Annotated in this window: 31 protein-coding genes and 1 tRNA gene; 20 read left to right on the top strand and 12 right to left on the bottom strand. The window is 63.6% G+C overall.

The window, feature by feature from the left end; all coding sequences use genetic code 11:
* The first annotated feature begins 122 nt into the window (after window positions 1–122).
* The gene (locus tag IVB27_RS23855; protein ID WP_247445646.1) at window positions 123–320 is read left to right on the top strand and encodes a hypothetical protein; all 198 of its coding nucleotides are present in this window, start codon (window positions 123–125) and stop codon (window positions 318–320) included.
* Window positions 321–510: 190 nt separating this feature from the next.
* Here IVB27_RS23855 and IVB27_RS23860 read toward each other — a convergent pair whose 3' ends face one another.
* Window positions 511–741, bottom strand: coding sequence for a hypothetical protein (locus IVB27_RS23860; RefSeq protein WP_247349114.1), 231 nt, complete (start codon window positions 739–741; stop codon window positions 511–513).
* A 282-nt stretch (window positions 742–1,023) separates the two neighbouring features.
* On the opposite strand from IVB27_RS23860, the gene IVB27_RS23865 reads away from it, so the two are divergent.
* Window positions 1,024–1,317 carry a hypothetical protein gene (locus IVB27_RS23865; RefSeq protein ID WP_247445647.1) on the top strand — a complete coding sequence of 98 codons (294 nt, stop codon included), beginning with the start codon at window positions 1,024–1,026 and terminating at the stop codon, window positions 1,315–1,317.
* 67 nt (window positions 1,318–1,384) lie between these two features.
* On the opposite strand, the gene IVB27_RS23870 is transcribed toward IVB27_RS23865, so the two are convergent.
* Window positions 1,385–1,549, bottom strand: coding sequence for a hypothetical protein (locus tag IVB27_RS23870; protein WP_015686271.1), 165 nt, complete (start codon window positions 1,547–1,549; stop codon window positions 1,385–1,387).
* Between the two features lie 309 nt (window positions 1,550–1,858).
* Here IVB27_RS23870 and IVB27_RS23875 point away from each other — a divergent pair, with 309 nt between their 5' ends.
* From IVB27_RS23875 to IVB27_RS23890, 4 genes are all read left to right on the top strand, one after another.
* The gene (locus IVB27_RS23875) at window positions 1,859–2,620 is read left to right on the top strand and encodes an SIR2 family NAD-dependent protein deacylase (RefSeq protein ID WP_247349101.1); all 762 of its coding nucleotides are present in this window, start codon (window positions 1,859–1,861) and stop codon (window positions 2,618–2,620) included.
* A 213-nt stretch (window positions 2,621–2,833) separates the two neighbouring features.
* Window positions 2,834–3,466: a cold-shock protein gene (locus tag IVB27_RS23880; RefSeq protein WP_247349100.1), complete on the top strand. Its 633-nt coding sequence runs from the start codon at window positions 2,834–2,836 to the stop codon at window positions 3,464–3,466.
* A 112-nt stretch (window positions 3,467–3,578) separates the two neighbouring features.
* Window positions 3,579–4,064 carry a DUF192 domain-containing protein gene (locus IVB27_RS23885; RefSeq protein WP_247349099.1) on the top strand — a complete coding sequence of 162 codons (486 nt, stop codon included), beginning with the start codon at window positions 3,579–3,581 and terminating at the stop codon, window positions 4,062–4,064.
* A 116-nt stretch (window positions 4,065–4,180) separates the two neighbouring features.
* Window positions 4,181–4,257, top strand: a tRNA-Pro gene (locus IVB27_RS23890).
* A 287-nt stretch (window positions 4,258–4,544) separates the two neighbouring features.
* Here IVB27_RS23890 and IVB27_RS23895 read toward each other — a convergent pair.
* On the bottom strand, window positions 4,545–4,727 hold the full coding sequence (locus IVB27_RS23895) for a hypothetical protein (RefSeq protein ID WP_247349098.1): 183 nt from the start codon (window positions 4,725–4,727) through the stop codon (window positions 4,545–4,547).
* Window positions 4,728–5,625: 898 nt separating this feature from the next.
* Window positions 5,626–5,784, bottom strand: a complete 159-nt coding sequence (locus IVB27_RS23905; RefSeq protein ID WP_247349095.1) for a hypothetical protein — start codon at window positions 5,782–5,784, stop codon at window positions 5,626–5,628.
* Window positions 5,785–6,093: 309 nt separating this feature from the next.
* Here IVB27_RS23905 and IVB27_RS23910 point away from each other — a divergent pair, with 309 nt between their 5' ends.
* Window positions 6,094–6,288: a hypothetical protein gene (locus IVB27_RS23910; RefSeq protein ID WP_247349094.1), complete on the top strand. Its 195-nt coding sequence runs from the start codon at window positions 6,094–6,096 to the stop codon at window positions 6,286–6,288.
* A 41-nt stretch (window positions 6,289–6,329) separates the two neighbouring features.
* Here IVB27_RS23910 and IVB27_RS23915 read toward each other — a convergent pair whose 3' ends face one another.
* Window positions 6,330–7,505: an OpgC domain-containing protein gene (locus tag IVB27_RS23915; protein ID WP_247349093.1), complete on the bottom strand. Its 1,176-nt coding sequence runs from the start codon at window positions 7,503–7,505 to the stop codon at window positions 6,330–6,332.
* 260 nt (window positions 7,506–7,765) lie between these two features.
* Here IVB27_RS23915 and IVB27_RS23920 point away from each other — a divergent pair, with 260 nt between their 5' ends.
* Together IVB27_RS23920 and IVB27_RS23925 are read left to right on the top strand one after the other, a co-directional pair.
* Window positions 7,766–8,071 carry an ETC complex I subunit gene (locus IVB27_RS23920; RefSeq protein WP_247445649.1) on the top strand — a complete coding sequence of 102 codons (306 nt, stop codon included), beginning with the start codon at window positions 7,766–7,768 and terminating at the stop codon, window positions 8,069–8,071.
* Between the two features lie 232 nt (window positions 8,072–8,303).
* Complete coding sequence (locus tag IVB27_RS23925; RefSeq protein WP_247445650.1) at window positions 8,304–8,789, top strand: Lrp/AsnC family transcriptional regulator; 486 nt, start codon at window positions 8,304–8,306, stop codon at window positions 8,787–8,789.
* A 181-nt stretch (window positions 8,790–8,970) separates the two neighbouring features.
* On the opposite strand, the gene IVB27_RS23930 is transcribed toward IVB27_RS23925, so the two are convergent.
* A complete protein-coding gene (locus tag IVB27_RS23930; protein WP_247445652.1) occupies window positions 8,971–9,999 on the bottom strand; it encodes an AraC family transcriptional regulator in 1,029 nt (342 codons plus the stop codon).
* A 157-nt stretch (window positions 10,000–10,156) separates the two neighbouring features.
* On the opposite strand from IVB27_RS23930, the gene IVB27_RS23935 reads away from it, so the two are divergent.
* The 4 genes from IVB27_RS23935 to IVB27_RS23950 are packed head-to-tail and all read left to right on the top strand — an operon-like array spanning window position 10,157 to window position 15,846.
* The gene (locus IVB27_RS23935; RefSeq protein ID WP_276001465.1) at window positions 10,157–11,284 is read left to right on the top strand and encodes an isovaleryl-CoA dehydrogenase; all 1,128 of its coding nucleotides are present in this window, start codon (window positions 10,157–10,159) and stop codon (window positions 11,282–11,284) included.
* 24 nt (window positions 11,285–11,308) lie between these two features.
* Window positions 11,309–12,913 (top strand): carboxyl transferase domain-containing protein, encoded by a 1,605-nt coding sequence (locus IVB27_RS23940; protein WP_247445654.1) that lies wholly within the window; start codon window positions 11,309–11,311, stop codon window positions 12,911–12,913.
* A gap of 4 nt (window positions 12,914–12,917) precedes the next feature.
* Entirely contained in the window at window positions 12,918–14,933 is a 2,016-nt protein-coding gene (locus IVB27_RS23945) for an acetyl/propionyl/methylcrotonyl-CoA carboxylase subunit alpha (RefSeq protein ID WP_247445655.1), read from the top strand.
* A gap of 1 nt (window position 14,934) precedes the next feature.
* On the top strand, window positions 14,935–15,846 hold the full coding sequence (locus IVB27_RS23950) for a hydroxymethylglutaryl-CoA lyase (protein WP_247445656.1): 912 nt from the start codon (window positions 14,935–14,937) through the stop codon (window positions 15,844–15,846).
* Window positions 15,847–15,944: 98 nt separating this feature from the next.
* Here IVB27_RS23950 and IVB27_RS23955 read toward each other — a convergent pair whose 3' ends face one another.
* Genes IVB27_RS23955 through IVB27_RS23965 form a run of 3 tightly spaced genes read right to left on the bottom strand, consistent with a single transcriptional unit; the run spans window position 15,945 to window position 18,873 of the window.
* Window positions 15,945–17,303 carry a TRAP transporter large permease gene (locus tag IVB27_RS23955; RefSeq protein WP_247349081.1) on the bottom strand — a complete coding sequence of 453 codons (1,359 nt, stop codon included), beginning with the start codon at window positions 17,301–17,303 and terminating at the stop codon, window positions 15,945–15,947.
* On the bottom strand, window positions 17,300–17,854 hold the full coding sequence (locus IVB27_RS23960) for a TRAP transporter small permease (RefSeq protein WP_247445657.1): 555 nt from the start codon (window positions 17,852–17,854) through the stop codon (window positions 17,300–17,302). Before IVB27_RS23960 ends, IVB27_RS23955 begins: the two co-directional genes overlap by 4 nt.
* Window positions 17,851–18,873 (bottom strand): TRAP transporter substrate-binding protein, encoded by a 1,023-nt coding sequence (locus tag IVB27_RS23965; protein WP_247445658.1) that lies wholly within the window; start codon window positions 18,871–18,873, stop codon window positions 17,851–17,853. Before IVB27_RS23965 ends, IVB27_RS23960 begins: the two co-directional genes overlap by 4 nt.
* Window positions 18,874–19,193: 320 nt before the next feature.
* On the opposite strand from IVB27_RS23965, the gene IVB27_RS23970 reads away from it, so the two are divergent.
* Window positions 19,194–19,445, top strand: coding sequence for a pentapeptide MXKDX repeat protein (locus tag IVB27_RS23970; protein ID WP_247445659.1), 252 nt, complete (start codon window positions 19,194–19,196; stop codon window positions 19,443–19,445).
* A 137-nt stretch (window positions 19,446–19,582) separates the two neighbouring features.
* On the opposite strand, the gene IVB27_RS23975 is transcribed toward IVB27_RS23970, so the two are convergent.
* Window positions 19,583–19,930: a DUF6481 family protein gene (locus IVB27_RS23975; protein WP_247349077.1), complete on the bottom strand. Its 348-nt coding sequence runs from the start codon at window positions 19,928–19,930 to the stop codon at window positions 19,583–19,585.
* Window positions 19,931–20,197: 267 nt separating this feature from the next.
* Here IVB27_RS23975 and IVB27_RS23980 point away from each other — a divergent pair, with 267 nt between their 5' ends.
* The 3 genes from IVB27_RS23980 (at window position 20,198) to IVB27_RS23990 (ending at window position 21,769) form a co-directional block, all read left to right on the top strand.
* Complete coding sequence (locus tag IVB27_RS23980) at window positions 20,198–20,431, top strand: DUF687 domain-containing protein (protein ID WP_247349076.1); 234 nt, start codon at window positions 20,198–20,200, stop codon at window positions 20,429–20,431.
* A gap of 116 nt (window positions 20,432–20,547) precedes the next feature.
* Complete coding sequence (locus IVB27_RS23985; protein WP_247349075.1) at window positions 20,548–20,796, top strand: hypothetical protein; 249 nt, start codon at window positions 20,548–20,550, stop codon at window positions 20,794–20,796.
* 184 nt (window positions 20,797–20,980) lie between these two features.
* The gene (locus tag IVB27_RS23990; RefSeq protein WP_247349073.1) at window positions 20,981–21,769 is read left to right on the top strand and encodes a hypothetical protein; all 789 of its coding nucleotides are present in this window, start codon (window positions 20,981–20,983) and stop codon (window positions 21,767–21,769) included.
* 100 nt (window positions 21,770–21,869) lie between these two features.
* On the opposite strand, the gene IVB27_RS23995 is transcribed toward IVB27_RS23990, so the two are convergent.
* Window positions 21,870–22,031, bottom strand: a complete 162-nt coding sequence (locus IVB27_RS23995; RefSeq protein WP_247349072.1) for a hypothetical protein — start codon at window positions 22,029–22,031, stop codon at window positions 21,870–21,872.
* 218 nt (window positions 22,032–22,249) lie between these two features.
* On the opposite strand from IVB27_RS23995, the gene IVB27_RS24000 reads away from it, so the two are divergent.
* Both IVB27_RS24000 and IVB27_RS24005 read left to right on the top strand, forming a co-directional pair.
* On the top strand, window positions 22,250–22,399 hold the full coding sequence (locus tag IVB27_RS24000) for a hypothetical protein (RefSeq protein WP_247349070.1): 150 nt from the start codon (window positions 22,250–22,252) through the stop codon (window positions 22,397–22,399).
* A gap of 255 nt (window positions 22,400–22,654) precedes the next feature.
* Complete coding sequence (locus IVB27_RS24005; RefSeq protein WP_247349068.1) at window positions 22,655–22,873, top strand: hypothetical protein; 219 nt, start codon at window positions 22,655–22,657, stop codon at window positions 22,871–22,873.
* Window positions 22,874–22,999: 126 nt separating this feature from the next.
* On the opposite strand, the gene IVB27_RS24010 is transcribed toward IVB27_RS24005, so the two are convergent.
* Window positions 23,000–23,227 (bottom strand): DUF2171 domain-containing protein, encoded by a 228-nt coding sequence (locus IVB27_RS24010; protein ID WP_247445660.1) that lies wholly within the window; start codon window positions 23,225–23,227, stop codon window positions 23,000–23,002.
* A 118-nt stretch (window positions 23,228–23,345) separates the two neighbouring features.
* Between IVB27_RS24010 and IVB27_RS24015 the strand changes: the two genes are divergently transcribed.
* Window positions 23,346–24,599: a hypothetical protein gene (locus IVB27_RS24015; protein WP_247445734.1), complete on the top strand. Its 1,254-nt coding sequence runs from the start codon at window positions 23,346–23,348 to the stop codon at window positions 24,597–24,599.
* Window positions 24,600–24,651: the final 52 nt, after the last annotated feature.

A 24,651-nucleotide genomic window follows, 5' to 3' on the forward strand; every position in this document is an offset into this window, starting at 1 on the left:
ATAACCCTATTCGGTTAGGTTAAAAACCCAATCGCGTTGCGCTTGCCTCTACTTGGGATAGGTCTGTCCGGCGAAGACAGGCAACGACTTTGCCAAGAACCAATTTTGCCAAGAACGAATTCATGACACCATTTTCAGAACCGTCCTTTTATCAAGGCGACCGCCACACCTACCGGCGCGTCGCCATGGTCGGCACGCTGTTCTGTCTCGCTTTCGTGGTGATCAGCTTCTCGCTGCGCCCGCAGCTCGAAGACACGCGCGTTGCGGTCAAGGCTGACAGGCTGATGCGCACGGCAGGCCAGGCGCCGCACGCCAACTAGCGCTCGTCGACGGAACTATCCGGATACGCGACACCGCGGTTTGCGAGCGCCACGAAGCCGGCATAGCCGGACAGGTTGACTAGAACTTCAAGCCAAACGGGCATGTCGTGTCTCCTGTCGTGAAGGCAAGCTCAACGTGCGTATGCGCCCCCCGTTCCGGGCCTGCGAGAGTTCCCGTTCGAGAGTGGCGTCAGAGCGGCGAGGAGGGGTCGATCCGCCGGCCTAGGGTCGCCACGGATGAGCTCGACGGTGTCTCTTTCAGAAACTCGGCAATGGCCCGCGCCAGCTCGCCGTCGCTCATTGGCGTCGGCGGCGGACGCAGCGTGCCGACACCGAAATTGCGGACGATCTCGTCGTAATGCTCGTTGCCGGATCCGGGAAGGAGCCTGCGAATTCGGGCCAGCAGCGCGGATATTGGCATTTTTTCCTCCTCGATCATCCGCCCCTTGGCAGCAATGATCGTCCGCTGCCATTTGCCTCCCGTGAAACTGAAAACCCCGCCAGCATCGCGAAGATACTGACGGGGGTCTTCGTGCTGTTGCCTCAACCGGATAGCGGAGGCTTCCGCACTTGCAGGTGCAATCGCGCCCGATCGATTTCGTTCCCCTCGTTTCGTAACTTTTTGACGGCGCTGAGTTCCGCAGCCTGCGCGCAACCATCGCGCGGCGGCGGCGTTGCCTCGGCGAATATCACGGAGGAGATCATGAAGAAGACATTGGCAATTTTGGCTACCGTTGCGGCCGTCGGCGTGACCGCGATTGCTGCGCCTGCGCCCGCCGAGGCGCGTGGTCGCGGCATCGGCCCGGGCCTCGCGTTTGGCTTGGCTGCCGGCGCTATCACCGCGGGCGCTGTCGCAGCGTCCCGTCCTTACGGCTACGGCTACGGCCCGGGGTATGGCTACTATGGTCGCCCGGCCTATGGTTACGGCCCTGGCCCGTACGCCTATTATGGCGGTGGACCGTACTATCGCCGCCACCATTATTACCGTCACTGGTAACGGCTGGACCAAATAAAAAGCCCGGGGCAATGCTCCGGGCTTTTTTCATGGATGGTGATCTGGTGTCTTACGGCCAGAGCGAGGGCCGCTCCACCTTGCGGGCATTGTCGAGCGTCGACACGAAATACTCTTCACGCTCGCGCTTGAATTTTTCCTGCGTGGCACGGAAGGCGGCGACACGGGCGGCGATCTCTTCGCGTTCGCGGATTTTGCGTTGTTCGTCCTCGGTCATGTCAAATCCCCTCTACACGTGGAGTATGTGTACACTCCTGAACTCAAGCACTGCCGCCGCAATCGCGTTGAGTCGCGTCAACATATGCATTGGCGCTTCTGATTGGGGCGTCAATGGGGAGGAGGCATTGCAGGATTGTGATATGCGAAGGGCGGAAAGAATTTGCCGGCCACGCTTGCGGGGCAGTGGATAAGAGCGTCAACAGTCTTGTCGCTTGCGCACATTGCAGCTAGCGCAAAAACAAATCAGCAAAATTAATCAGTAAAACAAACCGGCAAAACAAAAAGGCAAAACAAACGGGAGGCGGCGTTGATTGCATCGGATATTCGCAGCGGCGTCGAACGTCTCGGCGACATGATCGCCGAGGCCGAACGGATCGTGCCGTTCACCGGCGCCGGCATCTCGACCGAATGCGGCATCCCCGACTTCCGCTCGCCGGGCGGAATTTGGACGCGCAACCGTCCGATCCCGTTCGATGAGTTCGTCGCCAGCCCGGAGGCGCGTGACGAATCCTGGCGCCGGCGCTTTGCGATGGAGGAGGTCTTCGCGGCCGCCAAGCCTGGCCGCGGCCATCGCGCGCTCGCCTCGCTCTACCGCGCCGGCAAGGTTCCCGCGATCATCACCCAGAATATCGACAATCTGCACCAGGCCTCGGGCTTCGCCGCAGAGCACGTGATCGAACTTCACGGCAACACCACGTATGCGCGCTGCATCGGGTGCGGGCAGGCCTATCCGCTCGACTGGGTGAAGCTCCGCTTCGACGAGGCGGGCGCCGCGCCCAACTGCACCGCGTGCGACGAGCCGGTGAAGACTGCCACGATCTCCTTCGGCCAGATGATGCCCGAGGACGAAATGCAGCGTGCAACCGCTTTGTCGCAAGCCTGCGACCTCTTCATCGCGACCGGTTCCTCGCTGGTGGTATGGCCGGCCGCGGGCTTTCCGATGATGGCGAAGAGATCAGGTGCACGTCTGGTGATCATCAACCGGGAGCCGACCGAGCAGGACGATATCGCCGACCTCGTGATCCGCCACGACATCGGCGAAACGCTCGGGCCCTTTGTCGCTAATTGAGGCGGTAGTTTGATTCGCGGCCGTGCAAGCTGTTCATAGGTTCCGGCGAATCTCTTTTTTGTCTATGCGTCGCAACCGGGAGTGTTATCTTTTGAGTCGAAAGATTCGCGTCGCGTCGAGTTGAGAAGATTCTCTGTTGGGAAGATTCTCTAAAGACGCGTGATTCGGCGCCGCCATTGAGGTGGTCGCATGGCATGTGTGGGGTCCGGGGTTATGGGGTCGTCGGACGGATTTGAGTCCAAGAAGGTCGGAGTTCCCTCCGTGGGCGAACACGGCGGTGGCGGTCGCGACAGCGCGCTCAGTCCCTTCACCGAACTTGGTGAGGGCAGCGCCAACCTCGTCGCGGTTCACGGCGTTATCAAATGGTTCGACGCCTCAAAGGGCTACGGCTTCATCGTTCCCGACAATGGCTGGCCCGACGTGCTCCTGCACGTTACTGTGCTTAGGCGTGACGGCTTCCAGACCGCTTACGAGGGCGCCCGCATCGTCGTCGAGTGCATCCAGCGCGCCAAGGGCTACCAGGCCTTCCGCGTGGTTTCGATGGACGAATCGACCGCGATCCATCCGGCGCAGATGCTGCCGCCGCGCACCCATGTCTCGGTCACCGCGACCAGCGGGCTGGAGCGGGCCCAGGTCAAATGGTTCAACCGGCTGCGCGGTTTCGGCTTCCTGACCTGCGGCGAGGGCACGCCCGACATCTTCGTGCACATGGAGACACTGCGCCGCTTCGGCATGACCGAACTGCGGCCCGGCCAGTATGTCCTGGTCCGCTTCGGGCCCGGCTCCAAGGGCATGATGGCGGCCGAGATCCATCCCGAGACGGGGTCGCCGGTCTCGTCCCACTAATTCCAATTCCCGCGATCGTGAGCAGAGGCGCGCTGGCCGACCGGCGCGCCTCTGGCTTTTCCGGCGACCGCCGCGTAAGGACTGGCCCAGTCCCACGCCTCGAGTGCCGTCCATGAATTTCGATCGAAAGGCCGTCTTCGCCGTTGCGAAGGGCTGGCTTGCCGCCATCCTCGTCGTCGCCGGCTGTGCCGTCGCGAGCGCACCCGTCCGCGCCGCCAGCTTCCAGCCGCTCGAGATCGTCACCAAAAACGGTGTGCAGGTGTTCTCGGTCGAAATCGCGACGACGGAGGAGGAGAAGCAGACTGGCCTGATGTACCGCAAGGAACTGGCCGACGGCAAAGGCATGCTGTTCGACTTCAATCCCGAGCAGGAAGTCTCGATGTGGATGAAGAACACCTATGTCTCGCTCGACATGATCTTCATTCGCGCCGACGGCCGCATCCTGCGCATCGCCGAAAATACCGAGCCGATGTCGACCAGGATCATCTCATCCAGGGGGCCCGCGCGCGCCGTTCTGGAGGTGGTGGCGGGGACGGCGCAAAAATACGGCATCCGCGCCGGCGATCGCGTCGGCCACCCGCTGTTCGGTAGCAAGTAGGTGGGAAGGGGTTATTGCCCCCGTCCCTGGCGGTCTTTTTAGGAAGCTTGCGGGGGCGCCTTGGAAAGCTTGCTGGCGCTTTGGGAAGCGTGTATCGACGGGGCTCGCCGGACATTCGGGGTATAGCGCAGCCTGGTAGCGCGGCAGTTTTGGGTACTGCAGGTCGTTGGTTCGAATCCAGCTGCCCCGACCAGCGATTTCAAGTACTTACGGCAGAAATGCAAAGCCCGATCTTCCCAGTAATTTGGATTGGGAAGACCATGGAAAGTCTGAACGCTTAGCGGGCTTGCGGGCTCGGCTGCCGCGGCACCGTACCGGCCGGCATCTCGATCAGGGCGACGCGCTCAAGGGACAGAGTGCTCTCCTCCGCCAGATCCAGGCAGATGCGCTCCATGCGCGCGGGCTCGTCGATGTCGTGCTGATGTTGCCACGCGGCCGATCAGACCTCCGGCACCGCAACCGCCGTCAAGCCCCGCAGCCCTAGTTCTTATTTTGCAGCTGTTGCGCCCGCTCACGATACATCGTCATTTCAAGCTCGAACGTTTTTCGCTCGGCATCTGATCGCTGCCTGCGGCTCAATTTGCGAAGTGCAATGGCCTTGTCTATCGCGCGTTGAGCGCGGTCCAACAATTCCTGGGTCTTGGGACTGAATTGCTCTGTCACACAAGCACTCCCTGCTAGCAGGCGGGGGAGCGCTATGGCGTCTCTCGGTCAGCGGCGCCCGATACCGTGGTCGCTGATGGCAGCTAACGTATCACGAGCGCGGCGGAGGTCCTATTCAGGCGCCTGCAGGCCGGGAGACGCCAGCCACTCGCTCATGTGCGAGCCGGTTTCAGCTTGTCGGGCCTTGCGGATCAGTGCCTCGCGGGCAGCGCCCGGTGGAAGTGTGTTGGCTTTCTCGCGAAGTCGCTTCGCTTCCTCGGTAAGCCGTACTTCGAGTGGGGAGGATTGGATGATCCTGCGTCGTGGCGCCATGGTCATACTCCAGCCAATGAACTCGCGCCCAACGTACAATGATGGTTCCGGTTCCCGCAAATCAGGCACCTGTGATCGTCAAACGGTGAGAAGCGGGAGCTGGTCATGAATGACCATGTCACCGAGAGGGCAATATCTCGAACTGGCGGAGCGATATCGGGTGGCGCTGGAAACGGCCACGGACATCTTCACGCGCTACGACCTCGAAGCGATGGAACACAGTTACCGGACTAAGCGGACAGCGAACGGGCGCTCCGAAAATCTGGACGGATGGTCGATGCCCTGGACAAGCTCGGCAACGGGGACAAAGCAAAATAGGCCAATGCGGCGGGCGCTGACGTCCTGCGCTTGCGGAGGCTTTTGAGCTCCCTCCAAACCCTTGGCGCTCATTCTCTGCGCAACGCGACTTCTGCGCGATTTTTCAAGGCATTGGGGCGAAGTGGCCGCGCAGAAATTCGCAAGATTTCGTCGAACCTTTGAGCGTCGCGATAGACATACGAGTGTTGGGGGATTTCAGCGCCCAATGCCTAACGGACGCCGCCAAGCGATGATATTCCGCTTGCGCGGCGTTGCGCTTTTCGAAGGTTCAGTTCGTGGCGTACCAGCCGAGCGGAAACGGCAGGAACGGCCAGACCAATTGATTGTCGTTGGCGGCCTTCCGCGGCTCTTGCTCCGGCGTCTTCGCGAACAGCGGAAGCGGCGTCGATTGCAGCGCCAGGCGCAGGCATGCACATTGCAAATTCATCGTGGTCGCCCCAGCCCATCTATGTTTCTCAAAATTTATGTCGGCTTAAAATCACTGCGCGCTCTCAAAACGGCGCGCTCATTCTCAAATCGTTTGTTCATTCTAGAAAAATTGGCGCCGGCTTTCAACCTGTCTTGCTGCTCCGTCCCGAGAAGTAAGGTTGATCGGTTAGGTTAAGGACGAGCGATTGTTGCAGCAGGCTTGGCGATCGTTATCAGATCGGTACCGGCGCGCGACGGACTGCCCGAAATTCGTGTTCACACGAGATCACAGTTCGTCGCGGCGCTCGTATCCTGTGAGTTCTGCATCATGTCTTTCGATCGCAACCTCCGAACCGTCGGTCCGCAGGCGAGCTGGACGGAGATCTGGCACCTCTGGACCGTGCTTGTGCCGCGCCGGTCGATCAACGGGCAGCTCGTTTACGGCAGGGTCTGGCGCCGCCATGACGGCCGCGACTGGATCTACAAGAGATTCACCGAGTTCGACAGCGAAGCGGCGGCCTGAACGGCATTGCTGCTGACCGGCGCGGTATCGCTGCCGCCCCTTCAGGTAGCCTTTGCCGTTGCGGCTGCCGGCTTGGGCGGCGGCGGCTTCAGCGGCTTGTCCTGCTTCTTCGACCACGAGATGTAATAGGCCACCGTCGTCATGATCGCGATGCCGGCGACGCTGACGAAGATCTGCGCGAACAGCGAGCCCGAGCTCATCGACAACTCGAAATGGCCGACGAAGGACAGGAACACGCCGACGCAGAACACGGCGAGCGATTGCTGGCCGCAGACGATGATCGGATCGAACCCTTTCCATTCCAGGCCCGGCCAGTCCTTCGGCACGAAGCGGATCACCAGGATCACGATCACGACGAAGTGGATGAAGCGGTAGGGCGCGAGGTTGGTCTTGTCGTTCGGGTTGAACGCCGAGAACAGCCATTCCGGGAACATGCCGGCGAGGGTCGGGAAGCGGCCGGCCATGGTCATGACCAGCGCGAACAGCATGTAACCAAGACACAGCCACAACGTGATCGGCGCGTTGATCAGCGTCATCGAGCGCCGCGCGCCGCCCATGGCGCACCAGGCGCCGAACACGAACAGCACCTGCCAGCAATAGGGGTTGAAGTACCACTGGCCGGCCGGATAGGCGTTCAAGTTCAAGCCGAAATGGCGCGCGGTCAGCCACAGCGCGATGGACAGGACCATCGTCAGGTCAGGCTTGCGCAGCATGAACCAGAGCACCGGCGGAAACAGCCCCATCAACACGATGTAGAGTGGCAGCACGTCGAGATTGAGCGGCTTGAAGCGCAGGAACAGGCCCTGGCGCAGCGTCTCGGTGGCGTTGTCGACGAGACCGGCGACGTTGAACTCGTTGATCATCTCGGAATCGCCGAAGCGCAGCGCCAGATAGCTGATCGAGGCGATGTAGATCACGAACAGGATGATGTGGGCGACGTAGAGCTGCCAGACCCGCTTGGTCAGCCTCGTGGCGCCGACGAGGAAGCCACGCTCGAGCATCATCCGGGCATAGACGAAGGAGGCGGTGTAGCCGGAGATGAAGACGAACAGGTCGGCGGCGTCGGAAAAGCCGTAGTTGCGGGTCGTGATCCAGTTCACCACGTTGTCGGGGATATGGTCGAGGAAGATCGCCCAGTTCGCGATGCCGCGAAACAGGTCGAGCCTGAGGTCACGGCCCTTCTCGGGGAGCGTGGCGTTGATGTTCAGGAAGGCCATGCGACGGGAGCTTTCGGAGGGGACAGACAGGCTGATGTCAGCGAGGCAGTAGCGCCGGGCGGGATCCCGGCGCGGAACGCGGGTACGCAATTGTCACGGTGCAGCATAATGACTATACCCGTCGGCGAGCCACCCCGGGGGCCGGAATCACCGATTCAGTTCCCAAAAGGCGTCTCTATACTATGCCCGCGGTTTCCACCAACTGCTACCGTGACGCATCGAAATCGAACGAAAAGACGAACAAGAGGCCCGGACCATCCATGACCGCACGCATTTTCAAGCCCGCCAAGAACGCGATGCAATCCGGCCGGTCGAAGACCAAGGAATGGCAGCTCGACTACGAGCCCGAGCAGCCGCGCGCGGTCGAGCCGCTGATGGGCTGGACCTCGTCCGGCGACATGAAGCAGCAGATCACGCTGCACTTCCACAGCAAGGAAGAGGCCGTCGCCTATTGTGAGCGCAAGGGCATCGCCTACCAGGTGATCGAGCCCAAGGAGTCGGTGCGCCGGCCGGTTGCTTATTCCGACAATTTCTCGTTCCGCCGCGGCGAGCCCTGGACGCATTGAGGGGCGGTCGACGCGCCCAAGACTCTCGTCGTGCCCGGGCTTGTCCCGGGCATCCACGTTTTAGCACCCGCGCAAAAGCTTGGATGCCCGGGGCATAGGCGAGCGGAAGCGACGGCGTCCTTCGGACAGCTGTGCCCGGCCACGACGCGGATTCTTCCACCGTGCGGCCTCTTGGCACCAATTTCGCCGCGTGCTTCGCTGACGTGCATGACGGGCTCGTGGCGAGGTGGGTATGGCGGGGCGTGATCAGCTCGACGGCGTCGACTTGAAGATACTAGCCGAGTTGCAGCAGGACGGGCGGGTTCGCAACAACGAGCTGGCGCTGCGCGTCGGCGTGTCCGCGCCGAATTGCCTGCGGCGGCTGAAATCGCTGTTCAGCCGCGGCGTGATCCGGGCGGTGCGCGCCGTCATCGACGAGCGGCTGCTCGGCTACGAGGTGGTGTCGTTCGTCTCGATCCAGCTCGGCAGCCAGGCGCAGCCGGTGCTGGCGGCGTTCGAGAACTCGATATCAGCGATCCCGCGCATCCAGCAGTGCTGGCGGATTTCGGGCGACACCGACTATCTTCTCAAATGCGTGGCGCCGAGCGTCGAGAGCATGCGCCAGCAGCTGCTGCATTTCGCCGCGATGCCCAACGTGAAGAACGTCCGCAGCTTCCCCGTGCTGGGCGTCGCGAAGGACGTGCCGTTGCCGCTGCAGGGGATCGCGGCGGCGGGATAGGCAGCATGACAGTCCGCGGTTCTGCGCACTGAAGCGTGGCGAATAAATACCTCGTGGCGCATCCTTCGAGACGCCCGCTTTGCGCGGGCTCCTCGGGATGAGGCCTTGTTTGGCGGCGAAATGTCAGAACCTGGTGAGGAGCGCCGCCTCGCGGCGCGTCTCGAACCATAACGCCCGCGTCTCACCGGTACCGGCCGCGAAACTCGCGTGGGGACGCGCCGGTCCACGTGCGGAAGGCGCGGGAAAAGCTCTTTTCGTTGCGGAAGCCGGCGATCTCCGCGATCCGCTTGATCGGGGTGCGCCCGCGCATCAGCTCTTGCTTGGCGAGCTCTAACTTTGCCTCTTCCTTGAGATCGCGCAGCGAGGTTGCCTCCTCGCGCAGGCGCCGATGCATGGTGCGGGTGGAGAGCGCGAGTTCTCTCGCAACATCCTCGGCGCCGAGACTGCGTCCGCGCGCATTGCGAAGCACGCGGCGGACGCGCTCGACCAGCAGCCGGTCGCGCCGATAGGGCAGCACGGTCAGCCGCAGCGCACCCTTGAGCATGTTGTCGAGATCACTGGCGCTGCGCGTGAGCGGCAGCGAGAGATAATGCTTGTCGAAGATGATGCAGGCGTGGTCCGCATCGAAGCGGATGGTCCGGCAAAAGATGGTCGGATAGACCGAGACATGGCCCGGCTCCGAGTAAGGGAATTCCGCGGCGCGGAGCGCAATTCTGGAATCGATCGCCCAGCAGGAGAAACCCAGGACATAGCGGAGCAGGGTGACCAGGCAGAATTCGCGCAACGGTCCGAGGTCGCGCAGTTCGCGGATGGAGACGACCGCGGTTTCCTCGCCGACCGCGAGATCGAGCAGCACGTCCTCGGTGAGGAGGCGATGATGCCGGCACCAGCGCTTGAGCGCGACCTCCAGCGTCGGGGCCGTGATCGAAGCGCGGCAGAGCATGCCATAGGTGCCGAAGGGCAGGCGCCGCGAGAACCAGCCGAGCGCCTCGTCATCGAGCTCGCGCATCGCATGGCCCGCCAGGGCCTCGAATTGGCCGGCTGTGACCCGGCCACCCGGAGAATTGACCAGGTCTGGCGCTACCTGACCCCGGCTCAGCGCCTCGGTCGGATCACGGCCGTAGCGTTCGTAAGCGGCAACGACGCCGCGGACGAAGGCGGCAGGGGTCACGGCGCGGCGCGGGATCGCGGTTGCGACTTGAAAGGGCATCGGAAATCCTTCGGGAAAATCCTCGCCAAGTTTGGCGGAAAATGCAACCTTTTCGACCGCAGAAGGGCCCTGATGCCGCTAGGTTCGGTCCCCAAAACACGGAGGAATCGCCTTGAACATCCCGAGCATCGATTTCGATCTGGGCGAAGACATCGGCATGCTGCGCGACACGCTGCGCGCTTTCGTGGAGGCGGAGATCGCCCCGCGCGCCGCCGACATCGAGAAAGCCAATCTGTTCCCGGCGGACCTCTGGAAGCGCCTCGGGGACCTCGGCCTGCTCGGCATGACCGCGCCGGAGCAATATGGCGGCTCCAACATGGGCTATCTCGCCCATATCGTCGCCATGGAGGAGATTTCGCGCGGCTCGGCTGCCGTGGGGTTGTCCTATGGCGCCCATTCCAACCTTTGCGTCAACCAGATCCGCCGCAATGGCACCGACGCGCAGCGGCAGCGCTACCTGCCGAAGCTGATCTCCGGTGAGTACGTCGGCGCGCTCGCGATGTCCGAGCCGGGCGCCGGCTCCGACGTCGTCTCGATGAAGCTGCGCGCCGACAAGCGCGGCGACCGCTATGTGCTCAACGGCTCAAAGATGTGGATTACCAATGGCGGCGATGCCGACGTGCTGGTGGTCTATGCCAAGACCGATCCGGAGGCCGGCCCGCGCGGCATGACCGCGTTCCTCATCGAGAAGGGCTTCAAGGGTTTCACCCACGGCCCGCATCTCGACAAGCTGGGCATGCGCGGCTCCAACACCTATCCGCTGTTCTTCGACGAGTGCGAGGTGCCGGCAGAGAATGTGCTGGGTGAGGTCGGTGGAGGTGTCAAAGTTCTGATGTCCGGCCTCGACTACGAGCGCGCGGTGCTCTCCGGTGGCCCGCTCGGCATCATGGCAGCCTGCATGGACGCAGTGGTGCCCTACATGCATGAGCGCAAGCAGTTCGGGCAGCCGATCGGCGACTTCCAGCTGATGCAGGGCAAGCTCGCCGACATGTATTCGACCTGGCAGGCCACGCGCGCCTATGTCTACGCCGTCGGTCGCGCCTGCGACCGCACCGATCATGCGCGCACCCTGCGCAAGGATTCCGCTGCCGCAATCCTCTATTCGGCCGAAAAGGCGACGTGGATGGCGGGCGAGGCGATCCAGGCGCTGGGCGGCGTCGGCTACACCAGCGAATTTCCGGTCGGCCGTCTGTGGCGCGACGCCAAGCTCTACGAGATCGGCGCGGGCACCTCGGAAGTGCGCCGCATGCTGATCGGTCGAGAACTGATGGCCGAGACGGCTTAAAACCTTCACGAAATTGGAATCAACATGCCGCTCCATTCCAGCATCGATACGTCTTCATCAGACTTTGCGCGCAATTCCGAGGCCATGCGCAGCCTCGTCGCCGACTTGCGCGAAAAGCTGAGCCAGGTCGCGGGTGGCGGCGGCGAGGTTTCGCGCAACCGCCACACGTCGCGCGGCAAGATGCTGGCGCGCGAGCGCGTCGACCTCTTGGTCGATCCCGGCACCGCGTTCATGGAGCTGTCGCCGCTTGCGGCCTATGGCCTCTATGGCGGCGACGTGCATTCGGCGAGCGTCGTGACGGGGTTGGGGCGCATCTCGGGCCGCGAATGCGTGATCGTCGCCAACGACGCAACTATCAAGGGCGGCACTTATTATCCCATGACCGTGAAGAAGCATCTGCGCGCGCAGGACGTGGCGCGGCAGAATAATCTTCCCTGCGTCTACATGGTCGATTCCGGCGGTGCCTTCCTGCCGCTGCAGGACGAGATCTTTCCGGACGAGCGGCATTTCGGCCGCATCTTCTACAACCAGGCGCAGATGTCCTCGCAAGGCATCCCGCAGATCGCGATCGTGATGGGCTCCTGCACCGCAGGCGGCGCTTATGTGCCGGCGATGTCGGACGAGAGCATCATCGTGCGCAATCAAGGCACCATCTTCCTAGGCGGGCCGCCGCTGGTGAAGGCCGCGACCGGCGAAGTCGTGAGCGCCGAGGAGCTCGGCGGCGCCGACGTGCATTCGCGCCAGTCCGGGGTGACCGATCATTACGCCCAGAACGATGCGCACGCGATCGGCATTGCCCGCCGCATCGTCGGCACGTTCAAGCCATCCGTGCGGCCGAACCTTAACATGCATCCGTCGCGCGATCCGCTGTTTGCGGCAGAAGAGATCTACGGCGTGGTGCCCGTCGACGGACGCAAGCCCTTTGACGTGCGCGACATCATCGCGCGCGTCGTCGATGGTTCCGAGTTCGACGAATTCAAGAAGCTCTATGGCACGACGCTGGTGTGCGGCTTCGCCCACATCTGGGGTTTTCCGGTCGGCATCATCGCCAATAACGGCATTCTCTTCAGTGAAAGTTCGCTGAAGGGCGCACATTTCATCGAGCTGTGCTGCCAGCGCGGCATTCCCCTGGTGTTCCTGCAGAACATCACCGGCTTCATGGTCGGCAAAAAGTACGAAGCGGGTGGCATCGCGCGTGATGGTGCGAAACTCGTGACCGCGGTCGCGACCGCGTCGGTGCCGAAATTCACCGTGGTGATCGGCGGCTCCTACGGCGCCGGCAATTACGGCATGTGCGGCCGCGCCTATAGCCCGCGCTTCCTGTGGATGTGGCCGAACGCGCGCATCTCGGTAATGGGCGGCGAGCAGGCCTCGATGGTGCTGAGCCAGGTCCGCCGCGACAATATCGAGGCCAAGGGCGATAGTTGGTCCAAAGAAGACGAAGAGACATTCCGCAACCCGATCCGCGCGCAATACGAGAGCCAGGGGCATCCATATTATGCGACCGCGCGGCTCTGGGACGACGGCGTGATTGACCCGGCCGACACGCGCCTCGTGCTCGGCCTTGGCCTCTCGGCGGCGTCGAATGCGCCGATCGAACCGACGAAATTCGGCCTGTTCAGGATGTAATGCGATGGACCGCTCAAAGCTCTACCGCCGTTTTCGCACGCTCCTGATCGCCAACCGCGGCGAGATCGCCTGCCGCGTCATCCGCACCGCGCGCGCTATGGGCCTGCGCACGGTCGCCGTCTATTCCGAGGCCGACCGGGACGCGATGCATGTCGCGCTCGCCGACGAAGCCGTGCTGCTCGGGCCCGCACGCGCCCGCGACAGCTATCTCAATGTCGAGCGGCTGATCGAGGCCGCGCGCAAGACCGGCGCGGAGGCGATACATCCCGGCTACGGCTTCCTGTCGGAGAATGCCGAATTCGCGCAGGCGTGCTTCGATGCAGGGCTCGTCTTCGTCGGCCCCACCGCCGGGATGATGACGGCGATGGGCTCGAAATCCGGCTCCAAGGCGCTGATGGAGAAGGCCGGCGTGCCGCTGGTGCCCGGCTATCACGGCGAGGCCCAGGACGATGCAACGCTGGCGAAGGCCGCGGACAACGTCGGTTTTCCCATCCTGGTGAAGGCCTCCGCCGGCGGCGGCGGCCGCGGCATGCGCATCGTGCGCTCGGCGGACGAGCTCGCGCCTGCGATCGTCAGCGCCAAGCGGGAAGCAAAAGCCGCGTTCGGCGACGATCGCATGCTGATCGAGAAATATGTCGATAACCCGCGGCACATCGAGGTGCAGGTGATCGGCGACAGCCACGGCAATCTGGTGTCGCTGTTCGAGCGCGAATGCACGTTGCAGCGCCGGCACCAGAAGGTGATCGAGGAAGCGCCGTCGCCGACGCTCAATCCTGCGCAGCGCGAGGCGGTGTGCGCCGCGGCGCGAAAGGCGGCGGGGGCCGTCAACTATGTCGGCGCCGGCACCATCGAGTTCGTCTCCGACGGCAAGGACGTGTTCTTCATCGAGATGAACACCCGTCTCCAGGTCGAGCATCCCGTGACCGAGCTGATCACCGGGATCGATCTGGTCGAATGGCAGCTGCGGGTCGCCTTCGGCGAGGCGCTCCCCTTGAAGCAGGACGAGATCCGCTTCAACGGCCATGCGGTCGAGGCACGCGTCTACGCGGAAAACCCGACCAAGAATTTCATGCCGTCGGTCGGAAAGCTCTCGACATGGCGGATGCCCGCCGAGACCGGCGGCTTGCGCATCGACGCCGGCTATCGCGAGGGCGATACGGTGTCGCCGTATTACGATGCCATGCTGGCAAAAATGATCGCCTGGGCGCCGACGCGGGATGTCGCGATCGAGCGGCTGAACCGCGGTCTGGAAGAGTCCGACGTCCGCGGCATCGTCACCAACATCCCGTTCCTCTCGGCCCTGATAACGCATCCGAAGGTGCGGGCGAATGCGATCGACACCGGCTTCATCGAACGCGAGCTGGCGGTTCTGACGCAAGCCTCGCCGGCACCCGGAGAGCTCGAGCTCTGCGCCGCCGTCGCCGCTGTGATCAACGACGAGCGGCAGGCTGCGCAAGGCGACGCAAATTCGCCGTGGCAGACCTTTGGCTGGATGCCGGTCGGCCGCCGCCAGCGCAACTTTGCGTTTCGCGCCGGTCATGGTGTCAGTCATGGGCCCGAGCAGAAGGTCACGCTGAATTATGGCAGCGGACCATCGACGCTGGTGATCGGCGGACGCGAGCTGGCGTTTGCGATCGCGCCCCGGGACGGCGGCTTCGACCTGACGCTTGACGGCGTAAAAACGTCGGTCGCGGCCGTGATCGACGGCCACGAGCTGTATTTGCGCACGCGCAACGGCCGCTTTGATCTGCATTTGGTCGATCCGTTCGGCGGCGAGACCGAGGAGCAGACCGGCGCGGACAAGATCGCGGCGCCATTGCCGGGCACGGTCGTCGCCGTGCTGGCGGAGGTGGGTGCCAAGCTCGAGAAGGGCGCACCGATCCTGACGCTGGAAGTGATGAAGATGGAGCAGACGCTGCGGGCGCCCTATGCCGGCGTGCTGAAGTCCGTCAAATGCAAGGTCGGCGATATCGTCCAGGAAGGCGTCGAGCTGGCCGTGGTCGAGCCTTTGGAAGAGTGACATGAGCGACCAGGTCCGCATCATCGAAATGGGGCCGCGCGACGGCCTCCAGAACGAGAAGACGGCGGTCAGCGTCGAGGCGCGCATCGCCTTCATCGAGGCGTTGGTCGCGGCCGGGCTGACCACGGTCGAAATCGGTGCCTTCGTCTCGCCCAAGGCGATCCCGCAGATGGCAAGCTCGGATGCCGTGCTGCGCGGCGTGAGCCATTTGCTGGGTGCCGAATTCCACGTGCTGGTGCCGAACGAGAAGGGCTATGACGCCGCGCGCGCGGCCGGCGCGAAAGTCATCTCGGTGTTCGCGGCGGCCTCCGAGGGATTTTCGCGGGCCAACATCAACTGCACGGTCGCGGAATCGATCGAGCGGTTCAAGCCGGTACTGGCGCGCGCCAAGACTGATGGTGTGAAGGTGCGCGGCTATATTTCCTGCGTGCTGGGCTGTCCGTTCGACGGCGAGATCAAGCCGAAAGCAGTCGCCGATCTCGCCAACGCGCTGTGGGCGCTCGGTTGCTACGAAATCTCGCTCGGCGACACCATCGGGGTCGGCACGCCTGATAAGGCCAAGGAGATGTTACGCGCGGTCGGCGCCAACATTCCTGCCGACAAGCTGGCGATGCATTTCCACGACACCTACGGCCAGGCGCTCGCCAATCTCTACGCCGGCCTGGAGCAGGGCGTCCGCGTCATCGACGCCGCCGCCGGCGGCCTCGGCGGCTGTCCCTACGCGCCGGGCGCGACCGGTAACGTCGCGACTGAGGATGTCGTCTACATGCTCGAAGGCATGGGGATCAGGACTGGCGTGGACATGGACAAGCTGCTGGCGGCCACGAACGCGATGAGCGGCGTGCTCGGCAAGCCGCCCGTGAGCCGCGTGGCGTCCGCGCTGAACGCGAAGAAGAGGCGCGTCGCTTGCTAGTTCTCCGTCATTGCGAGCGGAGCGAAGCAATCCAGAGTCTTTCCCCGGCGCGATTCTGGATTGCTTCGCTCCACTCGCAATGACGGGGGGAGAGAGCGTCACCTGCTCCCGTCCGGCCCCATCACCAGATCCGGCAGTGCGGTCGAGATCCCCGGCACGAAGCACAACAGCAGCACTGCAAGCATCATCAGCAGCACGAAGGGCAGGGTGCCCCAGATCACCTCGCGGAGCGGGATGTCGGGCGCGACGTTGCGGATGACGAAGATGTTGAGGCCGACCGGTGGATGGATCAGCCCCATCTCCATCACGATGGTCATGACCACGCCGAACCAGATGATGTCGAAATTGGCGGCGCGGAGCGGCGGCAGGATGATCGGTGCGGTCATCAGGATGATCGAGACCGGCGGCAGGAAGAAGCCGAGCACGACGACCATGACGAGGATCGCGAACAGGAGGCCCCAGCGCGGCAAGTGCATCGCGACGACGGATTCGGCCGCCGATTGCGAGATGTGCAGATAGCTCATCACGTAGGAATAAAGCAGCGACATGCCGATGATCATCATCAGCATGGTCGATTCCCGGATCGTCGACTTCAGGATGGGCGCAAGGTCGCTCGGCCGCCACACACTGTAGATCGCCGCGATCAGCGCCAGCGCCAGGAGGCCGCCGAGGCCGGCGGTCTCCGACGGCGTGGCATAGCCGCCATAGAGCGCGATCATGACGCCGGTGAGGAGCAGCACGAAGGGAATCACGCGCGGCAGCACGCTGAAACGTTCGGCGAGCGTGTACTCGTCGCGGGCGAGGATCGCGGCCTCCGGTCCGCCGTTCTTGTAGATCGCTTCGGCCGCGGCATATTCCTGGCGGAAGCGGATCACGGCGTAGGTGCCGAACAGCGAGACCAGCAGCAGGCCGGGCCCGATACCGGCGAGGAACAGCCGTCCCAGCGACTTTTCGGCGGCGACCGCAAACAGGATCATGGTAATCGAGGGCGGCAGCAGAATGCCTAGCGTGCCGCCGGCGGCGATGATGCCCGCGGCAAAACCGCCGGAATAGCCGCGCTTGCGCATCTCGGGGATGCCGGCCGAGCCGATCGCCGAGCACGTCGCGGGCGAGGAGCCCGCCATCGCCGCGAACAGGGCGCAGGCGAACACGTTGGCGACGCCGAGGCCGCCGGGCACGCGGTGCAGCCAAGCGTGCAGGGCCGAGTAGAGATCCTGGCCCGCGCGTGACTTGCCGATCGCGGCGCCCTTCAGAATGAAGAGCGGGATCGACAGCAGCGTGATCGAGGCCATTTCCTCGTAGACGTTCTGCGTCACCGTATCGAGAGAGGCGGCCGGCATGTAGATGCCCATGAACACGACCGCGACTGCGCCGAGCGCGAACGCAATGGGCATGCCCGAGAACATCACGACCAGCGTCGCAATGCCGTAGGCGAGGCCGATACCGAAAACGCTCATGGACGCCTGGCTCCTGCGAAGGGCAGCGCAAGCTGCACGATGATCTGGACGCAGAGCAGACTCATGCCGAACGCCATCAGCGAATAGGGGATGGCCAGCGGCGGCGACCACATCGAGTTCGAGACCTGGCCGTCGACATAGGCTTCATGCGCCAGCGTCCAGGATTTCCAGGCGAAGAAGGCGCAGAACAGGAACGTCACGGCATCGACCAGCCAGAGCCTGATCCTGTTCGCGAGCGGCGAGAGCAGGCCGACGAAGGCCTCGATGCCTATGTGACCGCGGTTCTGCTGCACATAGGCGGCCGTCATGAAGGTGGCGCCGACCAGCAGGAACACCGCGGCCTCGTCCTGCCAGTAATTGGCGGCCTTGAACAGAGCGCGGCTGAGCACGCTGTAGCTCAGGATGGCGCAGGCCGCGATCAGTGCGATCGCGGCGAACACGACGATGATGTTGTTGAGGACGGCGAGACCGCGATCGATCGCCGCCGCAAGGCCGGTCCTTGCGGCAGCGTTTGCCTGGTCGTCACGATCCGGAAGCGGACCGTGGCTCATGCAGCGACGTCGGTAGCGAGCTTGAGCAGGTTGGCAGCGGTCGCGGTCTTGGCGCCGTAGTCCTTCCAGGCGGTATCGCGGGCGATGTCGCGCCACTTGCCGACGGTCGCGGCATCGAGCACCGAGACCTTGGCGCCGGCCTTCTCGTAGACCTTGGCGACCTCGACGTCGTCGTCCTGCGCGCCCTTGCGGCCGAAGGCTTCGAGCTCGGTGCCGACCGCGAGCAGGACGTCCTGCTGGTTCTTCGGCAGCTTGTCGAAAATCGCCTTCGACATCATCAGCGGCTCGAGCATGAACCAGTAGGACGCGCCTGCGCCCGAGGTCAGCGACTTCGCGACCTCTTCGAGGCGGAACGAGATCAGGCTGGTGGATGAGGTGATGCCGGCATCGCAGGCGCCGGTCTGCATCGCCGCGTAAATTTCGTTCGAAGGCACCGACAGCACCGAGGCGCCGGCGGTCTGCAGCACCATGTCCATCTCGCGTGAGCCGCCGCGCACCTTCAGGCCCTTGGCGTCCTCAGGCGACACGATCGGCCTGGAGCGGCTGGCAACGCCGCCGGCCTGCCAGACCCAGCTGAGCAGGATGATGCCCTTGTCGGCGAGGAAGTCGGTCAGCGCCTTGCCGACCGGCTCCTTCTTCCAGCGCATGCCCTGGTCGTAGGTGGTGACGAGGCCCGGCATCAGGCCGATATTGGTCTCCGGCAATTCGCCGCCGGCGTAGGGCATCGGATAGAGGCTGATGTCGAGCGCGCCCTTGCGCATCGCGGAGAACTGCGCGTTGGTCTTGATCAGCGAGGAGTTCGGATAGATTTCAGCAGCGATGTCGCCATTGCTGCGCTTGGCGACTTCGGCGGCGAACATGCGGCAGAGGCGGTCGCGGAAATCGCCCTTGTCGACTGTGCCGCCCGGGAATTGATGCGAGATCTTCAGCGTAGTCGCGGCATGCGCGGTACCGGTGCTGAAACGGAGAATGGCGGGTGCGGCGACGGCGGTCGCGATCAGGTGGCGGCGCGTGAGCATGGTGTTATCCCCTTGAACTGTTTCTTGGATGGTTCTTGTTTGCTGTGATTTTCAGTTGGTCTTTGAGACTGCGCTGAGGCCCATCCTAGCCGGTCTTTCAGGCAATGTTCTCTCATCTGATAGTTCGAGACCCAATGCCGCGGCAAGTGCCGGGTATGTTGCGTTGCACACTTTCAATCCTCGTGTGTACGCCGAACGAAGGGCGGCGACGGCGCGCAGAAATTTATCAGCGTCCGCGTAACAACGCCCCGTGGCAATCCGTCGAGATCAGATAGCGGCGTCCGTCGCTGACAAGCATCATCTCGAAGGGAAGACCAGTCATGACCATTCGTACCCGCATCGCGCTCGGCGTCTCGGCGGCCGTTCTCTCGCTCGGCCTCGCGATGTCGCCGGCCGCCTTTGCTCAAGACAAGATGGGCAAGGATGACGGTATGATGAAGAAGGACACGATGTCCAAGGACGGCATGAAGAAGGACACCATGTCCAAGGACGGAATGAAGAAGGATACGATGTCGAAGGACACGATGTCGAAGGACGGGATGAAAAAAGACGACGGGATGAAGAAAAACTGATCTTCAGTCGTCATCGGGCGTTTGCGGAAAGGCAAACGCGCGCCCAAAAACTCCGGGGTGGTCACGTGGACCGCCCCGGATTATACTTCAGCTCAAATTCAAATGAACGTGACTTTGCGAAACGTGGCCTGCGAACGTTACTTGCGCTTGGCCTTGCGGGCGGCGTAGCGAGCGTCGCGCCTGGCCTTTTGCTCGGCCTCGGCTTCAGCCGCCTTCGCGACGGCTTCTTCGGCTTCGCGGGCGATCCGCGCGGCTTCGAGCACCGAGGCTTCTTCCTCGTGACGCTTCTGCTCGGCCTTCTCCGCCTCGCGCGCAGCCTTCGCCTCGGCCCGCTTGGCCGCGAGGGCCTCGCGCTCGGCACGCTTCGCCGCGACCGCGGGATCGTCGATCCCGGGCTGCGACTTGAATTTGTTCAAAAGATTTTTGCGTGCTTCCTGCGCGGCCTTTTGCCGGTCGGAGAAGCCTGGTTCCCTGAATCCACTCATCGACGAGCCTTGTCTTCCTCGCTTCCGATCCTACATCACTTCGGTTGGTACGTCGGCTGGGCATAGCAGGCGCCACGCGACGCAGAAGCCTTTACATCGCCGCGCGTCGCGACGCCACCCATAAATTGCAGCCGATCAGGCAGACGAAATATCGCCACCCCCGACGATGCCTCGTAGCCCGGAAAAACTGCCGAATTGTGATGTCCCTCATAGGGGGCCACGCGGAGCGACGCCTAGCGTCCGCCCGATACGCGACGGAGCACGGGTATGAGGATCTTCCGACTGAGCCTGAAGGCGCTCGCGATTGCCGTGACGGTGGCAGCCCTGGTCGGTGCAACGCTACTCCTCGGCCGTCCGCAGCCGATCGAAAGTGCTGTTCTGGGCGCGGATTGGGAATGCACCCAGACCGCGTTTGTGCTCACGAGCTGCGCGCGGGTCCAGCACACGATCCCGGCGGTCGAAACCTCGCGCAAGTATGCGATCCGGCCGACCCGGGGCTGAACTGGCGAGGCTGAACCGGCGAGGCTGAACTGAGAAGGCCGAGCCGGAGCCCGCGCGGGATGTGACGCCACGTCGCAGAGCTGATAAAGCCCGCGTGCCCGAGCGACCAGGTAGCCATGTCCAGCCCCGAGCCCAAGCCCGAACTTAAGCCTGAACTCCAGCCCGAACCGGGTGGGAAGCCCAAAACCCGGCCCAAGCCTCGATCCGGTGACAGCCGCCGCGGCGCCGTCGCCGGCTTGATCATCGCGATTGTGATCCTCGGAATCGGCTGGTGGCTTGCCCGCGATCTCACCTCCGCCAGCAAGATGCAGGATTGCCTGATGTCCGGGCGAAGCAACTGCAATGTGATCGAGCCGGCGCGTTAGAAGCACTCCAGCGCGACCCGCGCGAACGAAAAATGCCGTGATCTTAATCATTTGTAACGGGACTTAGCCGACCGAAGCAGGTCAGTTATGTCAGCCGGCATCAGCTCAGCGCCAGGCGAATCGTCTATCGCGCCAGGCGCCACGGCCGTTAACGGCAATCGAGAGAGTAGGGGGTCAAGCACGCATGAGTGCGTCCAGCCGCATGAAGATCATCATTCCCTTGGTTTCGGCCATGTCGTTGCTCGCCGTCTCGGCGCAGGCTCAAGACGCCCGGCCGCCAAGAGACTCCGCCCAGCCATCGGCCGGGCCGGGCGCCGGTGCGCCGCCGCAGAACTCGCGTAAGGGTCCGGCGCCGCAGCAGGCGGCACGGCCCGGGCCACAGCCCGGCGGCCAGCCTCACGCCGGCGGTCCTGGTCCTGGTCATGCAGGTCCAGGCCTTCCAGGTCCTGGCCCGCGCAATGCCGGCGGTCCACCGCCCGGACGCAATTACGCCAGGGGTCCCGCACCGGCGCGCGATTGGGGCGGACACGCCTATCGCGGCAATGTCGCCTGGGATGGCGGACGCTGGCGCCATGAAGTCCATAACGGCCGTTCCGGCTGGTGGTGGGATGTCGGCGGCGTCTGGTATTATTATCCGCAGCGGATGGCCGGCCCGCCGGGCTACATTTCGGAGGACTATTACGACGACGTGCCGGTAGCCTATGCCCCGCCGCCCGTCGCCTATGAACCTCCGCCACCGGCCGATCCCGGCGCAAGCGCGCTTGGCGGCGCCATCGTCGGCGGCGTGCTGGGCGGCCTGATCTCGGGCAACGCCTCGGGTGCGGCCGCAGGCGCCGTGATTGGCGGCGCCACCGGCGCGATCGCCGGCGCCACGGCTGCCTCGCGTCCCGGCTACTATCTGGCCCAGGGCAACTGCTATTACCGCTATCCGAGCGGCCAGTATGTGCGGGCCGATCCCCGCGCCTGTTACTGAGACCCCAAGCGAGATCTGAAACGAAGAGGCGGGCAAAAAGCCCGCCTCTTTTTCGGTTTGGCGCTGGCCGAGAATTGAGAGAGACTGATCGTCCCCCGGGTCAGGATACCAGCCAGTTGAAGAACGCGATCGCGGCCCAGACCAGACCTGCGATCCAGGCCAGCATCACGATGCCGATGGTCGCAAGATATGCGATGCCGAGCGGGTCGGATCTTTCGCGTTGCGTCGGGGCGGCAACTTCGGCTGCGGCTTCTTGTGTCATGACGGGAAACACCTCCCATGCCTTCTCGCTCTCCTGGGAGCGATGAAGGCTGTTTAGCGGAGACGCCGGGCGCAGGCTGTGACGCACTTCACAGTTCGGTCTGTGTGGAGCGGCCTCTCGGCTTCGCGCGGCATATCCCTGGGGTGGGTGGTAACCCCGCAATCATCCGGACGAAATTGCCATGCGCTTGTCCAGATCGTCCGGCTAGTCTGGGCCCCATGTGTACCAAGTACGATCCACAGCACGAAGCCGAGGCGGCGATGAAGCGCGCCGTGGCAGCCGACGGCCCCGACCGGCAGCGTCTCATCGAGCTGGCCCTGGCCTGGCATCAACTCGCCCGCGACCGGCGCGAGGATGGGGCGGCCTGAGCGGACGCTCTCACGAGAAAAGCCCGTGTGCATACGAAAAACCCCGCGCTCGGGGGGACAAGCACGGGGCTCTCCAGGGCCGATCGGGGCTGGCAGATCGGCACCATTCAATATTCAACACGCTATTCAACACGCTGATCGCAGGTTCGTTCCGCGTCCCTCAATTCCATCCTCTCGGGATCATCAAGGGCGGCCGGGAGGAGCCGGTTGTGGTTCGCCGTAGGAACGTCCGTTCCCCGCCGGCGTTGAGCGGCCATGACCGACCCCGAATTACGCGCACAGTCCTTCGAGATTGCCTGGAAATATCTCGACCACTCCGGCCTGCTCACCGGTGAGCACAGGGAGGCGGCCCAGTTCATCCTGAACAGGATCGACCGCATGATGCTCCGCGGAGAACGGCGAAGATTGCTACTGTCAAACGCCGCGATCGATGCCTACCGGTTGCGGCCCGTGCTCGTGACGTTCGACGCCTGAGGCGAGCCGACGAAACGTGGCGTTAAGACTCGTTCCGAAGGCGATTTCCTGATCGCGATTCTTTTCAGAGAACGAAGCAGAGCGAGACCGTGAACAAACAAAAAGCCCCCGAAGGGGCTCACTGTTTCAGGCGGCTTCCGACTTCGGCACCGCGTCGGCATTCACCGAAAGCTTGACGACATCGCCTTCAACGGCACCGACATATTTCGTGTCGATGTAATGATGATGGTCCTTGTGACCCTCCGGGCTGTCCTTCCGCGTCAGCTTGATGCGGTTGCCCTCGACGCGATCGACGGTGCCGACATGGGCGCCGTCCTTGCCGATGATTTTCATACGCTCTCTGATTTCGCTCATGTTGTTCTCCTTATGCAGCATTAACAGCGAGGACCGGTCTTCGTTGCAAAGCGGCAGTCGTGGTAGGACCCAGCGCGCCTCCGAAACGTTGAACGGCAGTTGCACTTTTCGGGTCCGCATGGAGAGCATTGAGGCCTATCTGGAACGGAAGCACAGGGAGATCAGGCTGTTGAACGATTGCCTGAGTCATCCGGTGCATCTCGCATGTCCGCGATCTGTCGACGACGTCATCAAGTCCAAATTCCGGGTCACGGCGGCGCTGCGGGCAGAGCACGAGTTGCATCAGTGGAAGGCCACGGAGACGGCCTGGTCGCACGCGGCGCCTCCCACCAGCGGCCCATTCACGTTCAGCTACGACTACCAGCGCGCCGACCTTAAGGTACGCGGTCCGTCATTTTATCAATGCGGCCGCACCGAACAGGCGATCTACACTGCCTCGGGCATGGCCGCGATCTCGGCTCTGCTGCTGGCCTCGACGCGGGTCATTGGCAAGGCCGATATTCTGGTGATGCCGGGCTGCTACGGCGAGACGATCGAGTTGATCGAACGCCTCGTTCCGCATTTGCGGCTTGTCACCTTGAAGCTGCCGCTCGGCGATGCGTTGGCGCGGGCGGGCTCGCAGCGGATTCTGCTGCTGGATTCATGCGTCCCGGCCGGCGCGTTCGAAGCGGCGCTTCGCGTTGATCCATCCGCGCTCGATCTGCTGGTTTTCGATACGACATGTTTTGCCGGCGGATCGGGCCGCATCCGGCGCGTGCTCGGTTGGGCCCGGCGATACGGAATCCCCGTCGTGATGGTGCGAAGCCATACCAAGCTGGATTCGCTCGGGGCGGAATATGGCCGGCTCGGTTCTGCGGCTTTCGTCAGACCGGGCGAGGGCGCGAACGCGTCGTTCTGCGCGCGCCTGGCGCGGGAAACGAGCGAGGCCGTGCGCCTGCTCGGCGGCGCGGCGCTCCCGGCGCACTTTCCGCCCTATGTGGGCACCGCCGCTTATTGGAGGCTGACAAGACAACGCATCGCCGCGATGCTGCGCAACGGCCGACGCATGCGCCGATACTTTGCCTCCGAATTGGCGCAGCTTTCAGCGGAGCTCCACTTTACCCACGGCCTCTATGTCACGCTGCGCGGCCAGCGTCCGCTCGACCAGGCCAGCGCGCAGCAAGCCGCCGAAGACATGAGCCGGGACCTGAGCGGGAAGGGATTTCCGATCCGCCACGCCGGCAGCTTCGGTTTTGATTTCGCCGCGACGGAGTGGTTTCACAACGCGACCACGGGTGAGTACAGCGTGCGGGTGGCGGTGCCCGATTTGCCGACGGAGCTGTGGGATGAGCTTGGCGCGGCCATCGCCGCGTGGTGGGCGTCGAGTCAATGACGGCTTGAAGATGAGTGAAAGAAGGGTGTCAGGTACGGCTGAGTTCGTTACT

It is taken from the genome of Bradyrhizobium sp. 197, from assembly GCF_023073375.1.
Lineage (GTDB): Bacteria > Pseudomonadota > Alphaproteobacteria > Rhizobiales > Xanthobacteraceae > Bradyrhizobium.

Excerpts from the sequence above, each read along its gene's own strand:
- IVB27_RS23855 (WP_247445646.1), top strand. The coding sequence starts at position 123 with ATGACACCATTTTCAGAACCGTCCTTTTATCAAGGCGACCGCCACACC.
- IVB27_RS23860 (WP_247349114.1), bottom strand. The coding sequence starts at position 741 with ATGCCAATATCCGCGCTGCTGGCCCGAATTCGCAGGCTCCTTCCCGGA.
- IVB27_RS23865 (WP_247445647.1), top strand. The coding sequence starts at position 1,024 with ATGAAGAAGACATTGGCAATTTTGGCTACCGTTGCGGCCGTCGGCGTG.
- IVB27_RS23870 (WP_015686271.1), bottom strand. The coding sequence starts at position 1,549 with ATGACCGAGGACGAACAACGCAAAATCCGCGAACGCGAAGAGATCGCC.
- IVB27_RS23880 (WP_247349100.1), top strand. The coding sequence starts at position 2,834 with ATGGGGTCGTCGGACGGATTTGAGTCCAAGAAGGTCGGAGTTCCCTCC.
- IVB27_RS23885 (WP_247349099.1), top strand. The coding sequence starts at position 3,579 with ATGAATTTCGATCGAAAGGCCGTCTTCGCCGTTGCGAAGGGCTGGCTT.
- IVB27_RS23905 (WP_247349095.1), bottom strand. The coding sequence starts at position 5,784 with ATGAATTTGCAATGTGCATGCCTGCGCCTGGCGCTGCAATCGACGCCG.
- IVB27_RS23910 (WP_247349094.1), top strand. The coding sequence starts at position 6,094 with ATGTCTTTCGATCGCAACCTCCGAACCGTCGGTCCGCAGGCGAGCTGG.
- IVB27_RS23915 (WP_247349093.1), bottom strand. The coding sequence starts at position 7,505 with ATGGCCTTCCTGAACATCAACGCCACGCTCCCCGAGAAGGGCCGTGAC.
- IVB27_RS23920 (WP_247445649.1), top strand. The coding sequence starts at position 7,766 with ATGACCGCACGCATTTTCAAGCCCGCCAAGAACGCGATGCAATCCGGC.
- IVB27_RS23925 (WP_247445650.1), top strand. The coding sequence starts at position 8,304 with ATGGCGGGGCGTGATCAGCTCGACGGCGTCGACTTGAAGATACTAGCC.
- IVB27_RS23930 (WP_247445652.1), bottom strand. The coding sequence starts at position 9,999 with ATGCCCTTTCAAGTCGCAACCGCGATCCCGCGCCGCGCCGTGACCCCT.
- IVB27_RS23935 (WP_276001465.1), top strand. The coding sequence starts at position 10,157 with ATGCTGCGCGACACGCTGCGCGCTTTCGTGGAGGCGGAGATCGCCCCG.
- IVB27_RS23940 (WP_247445654.1), top strand. The coding sequence starts at position 11,309 with ATGCCGCTCCATTCCAGCATCGATACGTCTTCATCAGACTTTGCGCGC.
- IVB27_RS23945 (WP_247445655.1), top strand. The coding sequence starts at position 12,918 with ATGGACCGCTCAAAGCTCTACCGCCGTTTTCGCACGCTCCTGATCGCC.
- IVB27_RS23950 (WP_247445656.1), top strand. The coding sequence starts at position 14,935 with ATGAGCGACCAGGTCCGCATCATCGAAATGGGGCCGCGCGACGGCCTC.
- IVB27_RS23955 (WP_247349081.1), bottom strand. The coding sequence starts at position 17,303 with ATGAGCGTTTTCGGTATCGGCCTCGCCTACGGCATTGCGACGCTGGTC.
- IVB27_RS23960 (WP_247445657.1), bottom strand. The coding sequence starts at position 17,854 with ATGAGCCACGGTCCGCTTCCGGATCGTGACGACCAGGCAAACGCTGCC.
- IVB27_RS23965 (WP_247445658.1), bottom strand. The coding sequence starts at position 18,873 with ATGCTCACGCGCCGCCACCTGATCGCGACCGCCGTCGCCGCACCCGCC.
- IVB27_RS23970 (WP_247445659.1), top strand. The coding sequence starts at position 19,194 with ATGACCATTCGTACCCGCATCGCGCTCGGCGTCTCGGCGGCCGTTCTC.
- IVB27_RS23975 (WP_247349077.1), bottom strand. The coding sequence starts at position 19,930 with ATGAGTGGATTCAGGGAACCAGGCTTCTCCGACCGGCAAAAGGCCGCG.
- IVB27_RS23980 (WP_247349076.1), top strand. The coding sequence starts at position 20,198 with ATGAGGATCTTCCGACTGAGCCTGAAGGCGCTCGCGATTGCCGTGACG.
- IVB27_RS23985 (WP_247349075.1), top strand. The coding sequence starts at position 20,548 with ATGTCCAGCCCCGAGCCCAAGCCCGAACTTAAGCCTGAACTCCAGCCC.
- IVB27_RS23990 (WP_247349073.1), top strand. The coding sequence starts at position 20,981 with ATGAGTGCGTCCAGCCGCATGAAGATCATCATTCCCTTGGTTTCGGCC.
- IVB27_RS23995 (WP_247349072.1), bottom strand. The coding sequence starts at position 22,031 with ATGACACAAGAAGCCGCAGCCGAAGTTGCCGCCCCGACGCAACGCGAA.
- IVB27_RS24000 (WP_247349070.1), top strand. The coding sequence starts at position 22,250 with ATGTGTACCAAGTACGATCCACAGCACGAAGCCGAGGCGGCGATGAAG.
- IVB27_RS24005 (WP_247349068.1), top strand. The coding sequence starts at position 22,655 with ATGACCGACCCCGAATTACGCGCACAGTCCTTCGAGATTGCCTGGAAA.
- IVB27_RS24010 (WP_247445660.1), bottom strand. The coding sequence starts at position 23,227 with ATGAGCGAAATCAGAGAGCGTATGAAAATCATCGGCAAGGACGGCGCC.
- IVB27_RS24015 (WP_247445734.1), top strand. The coding sequence starts at position 23,346 with ATGGAGAGCATTGAGGCCTATCTGGAACGGAAGCACAGGGAGATCAGG.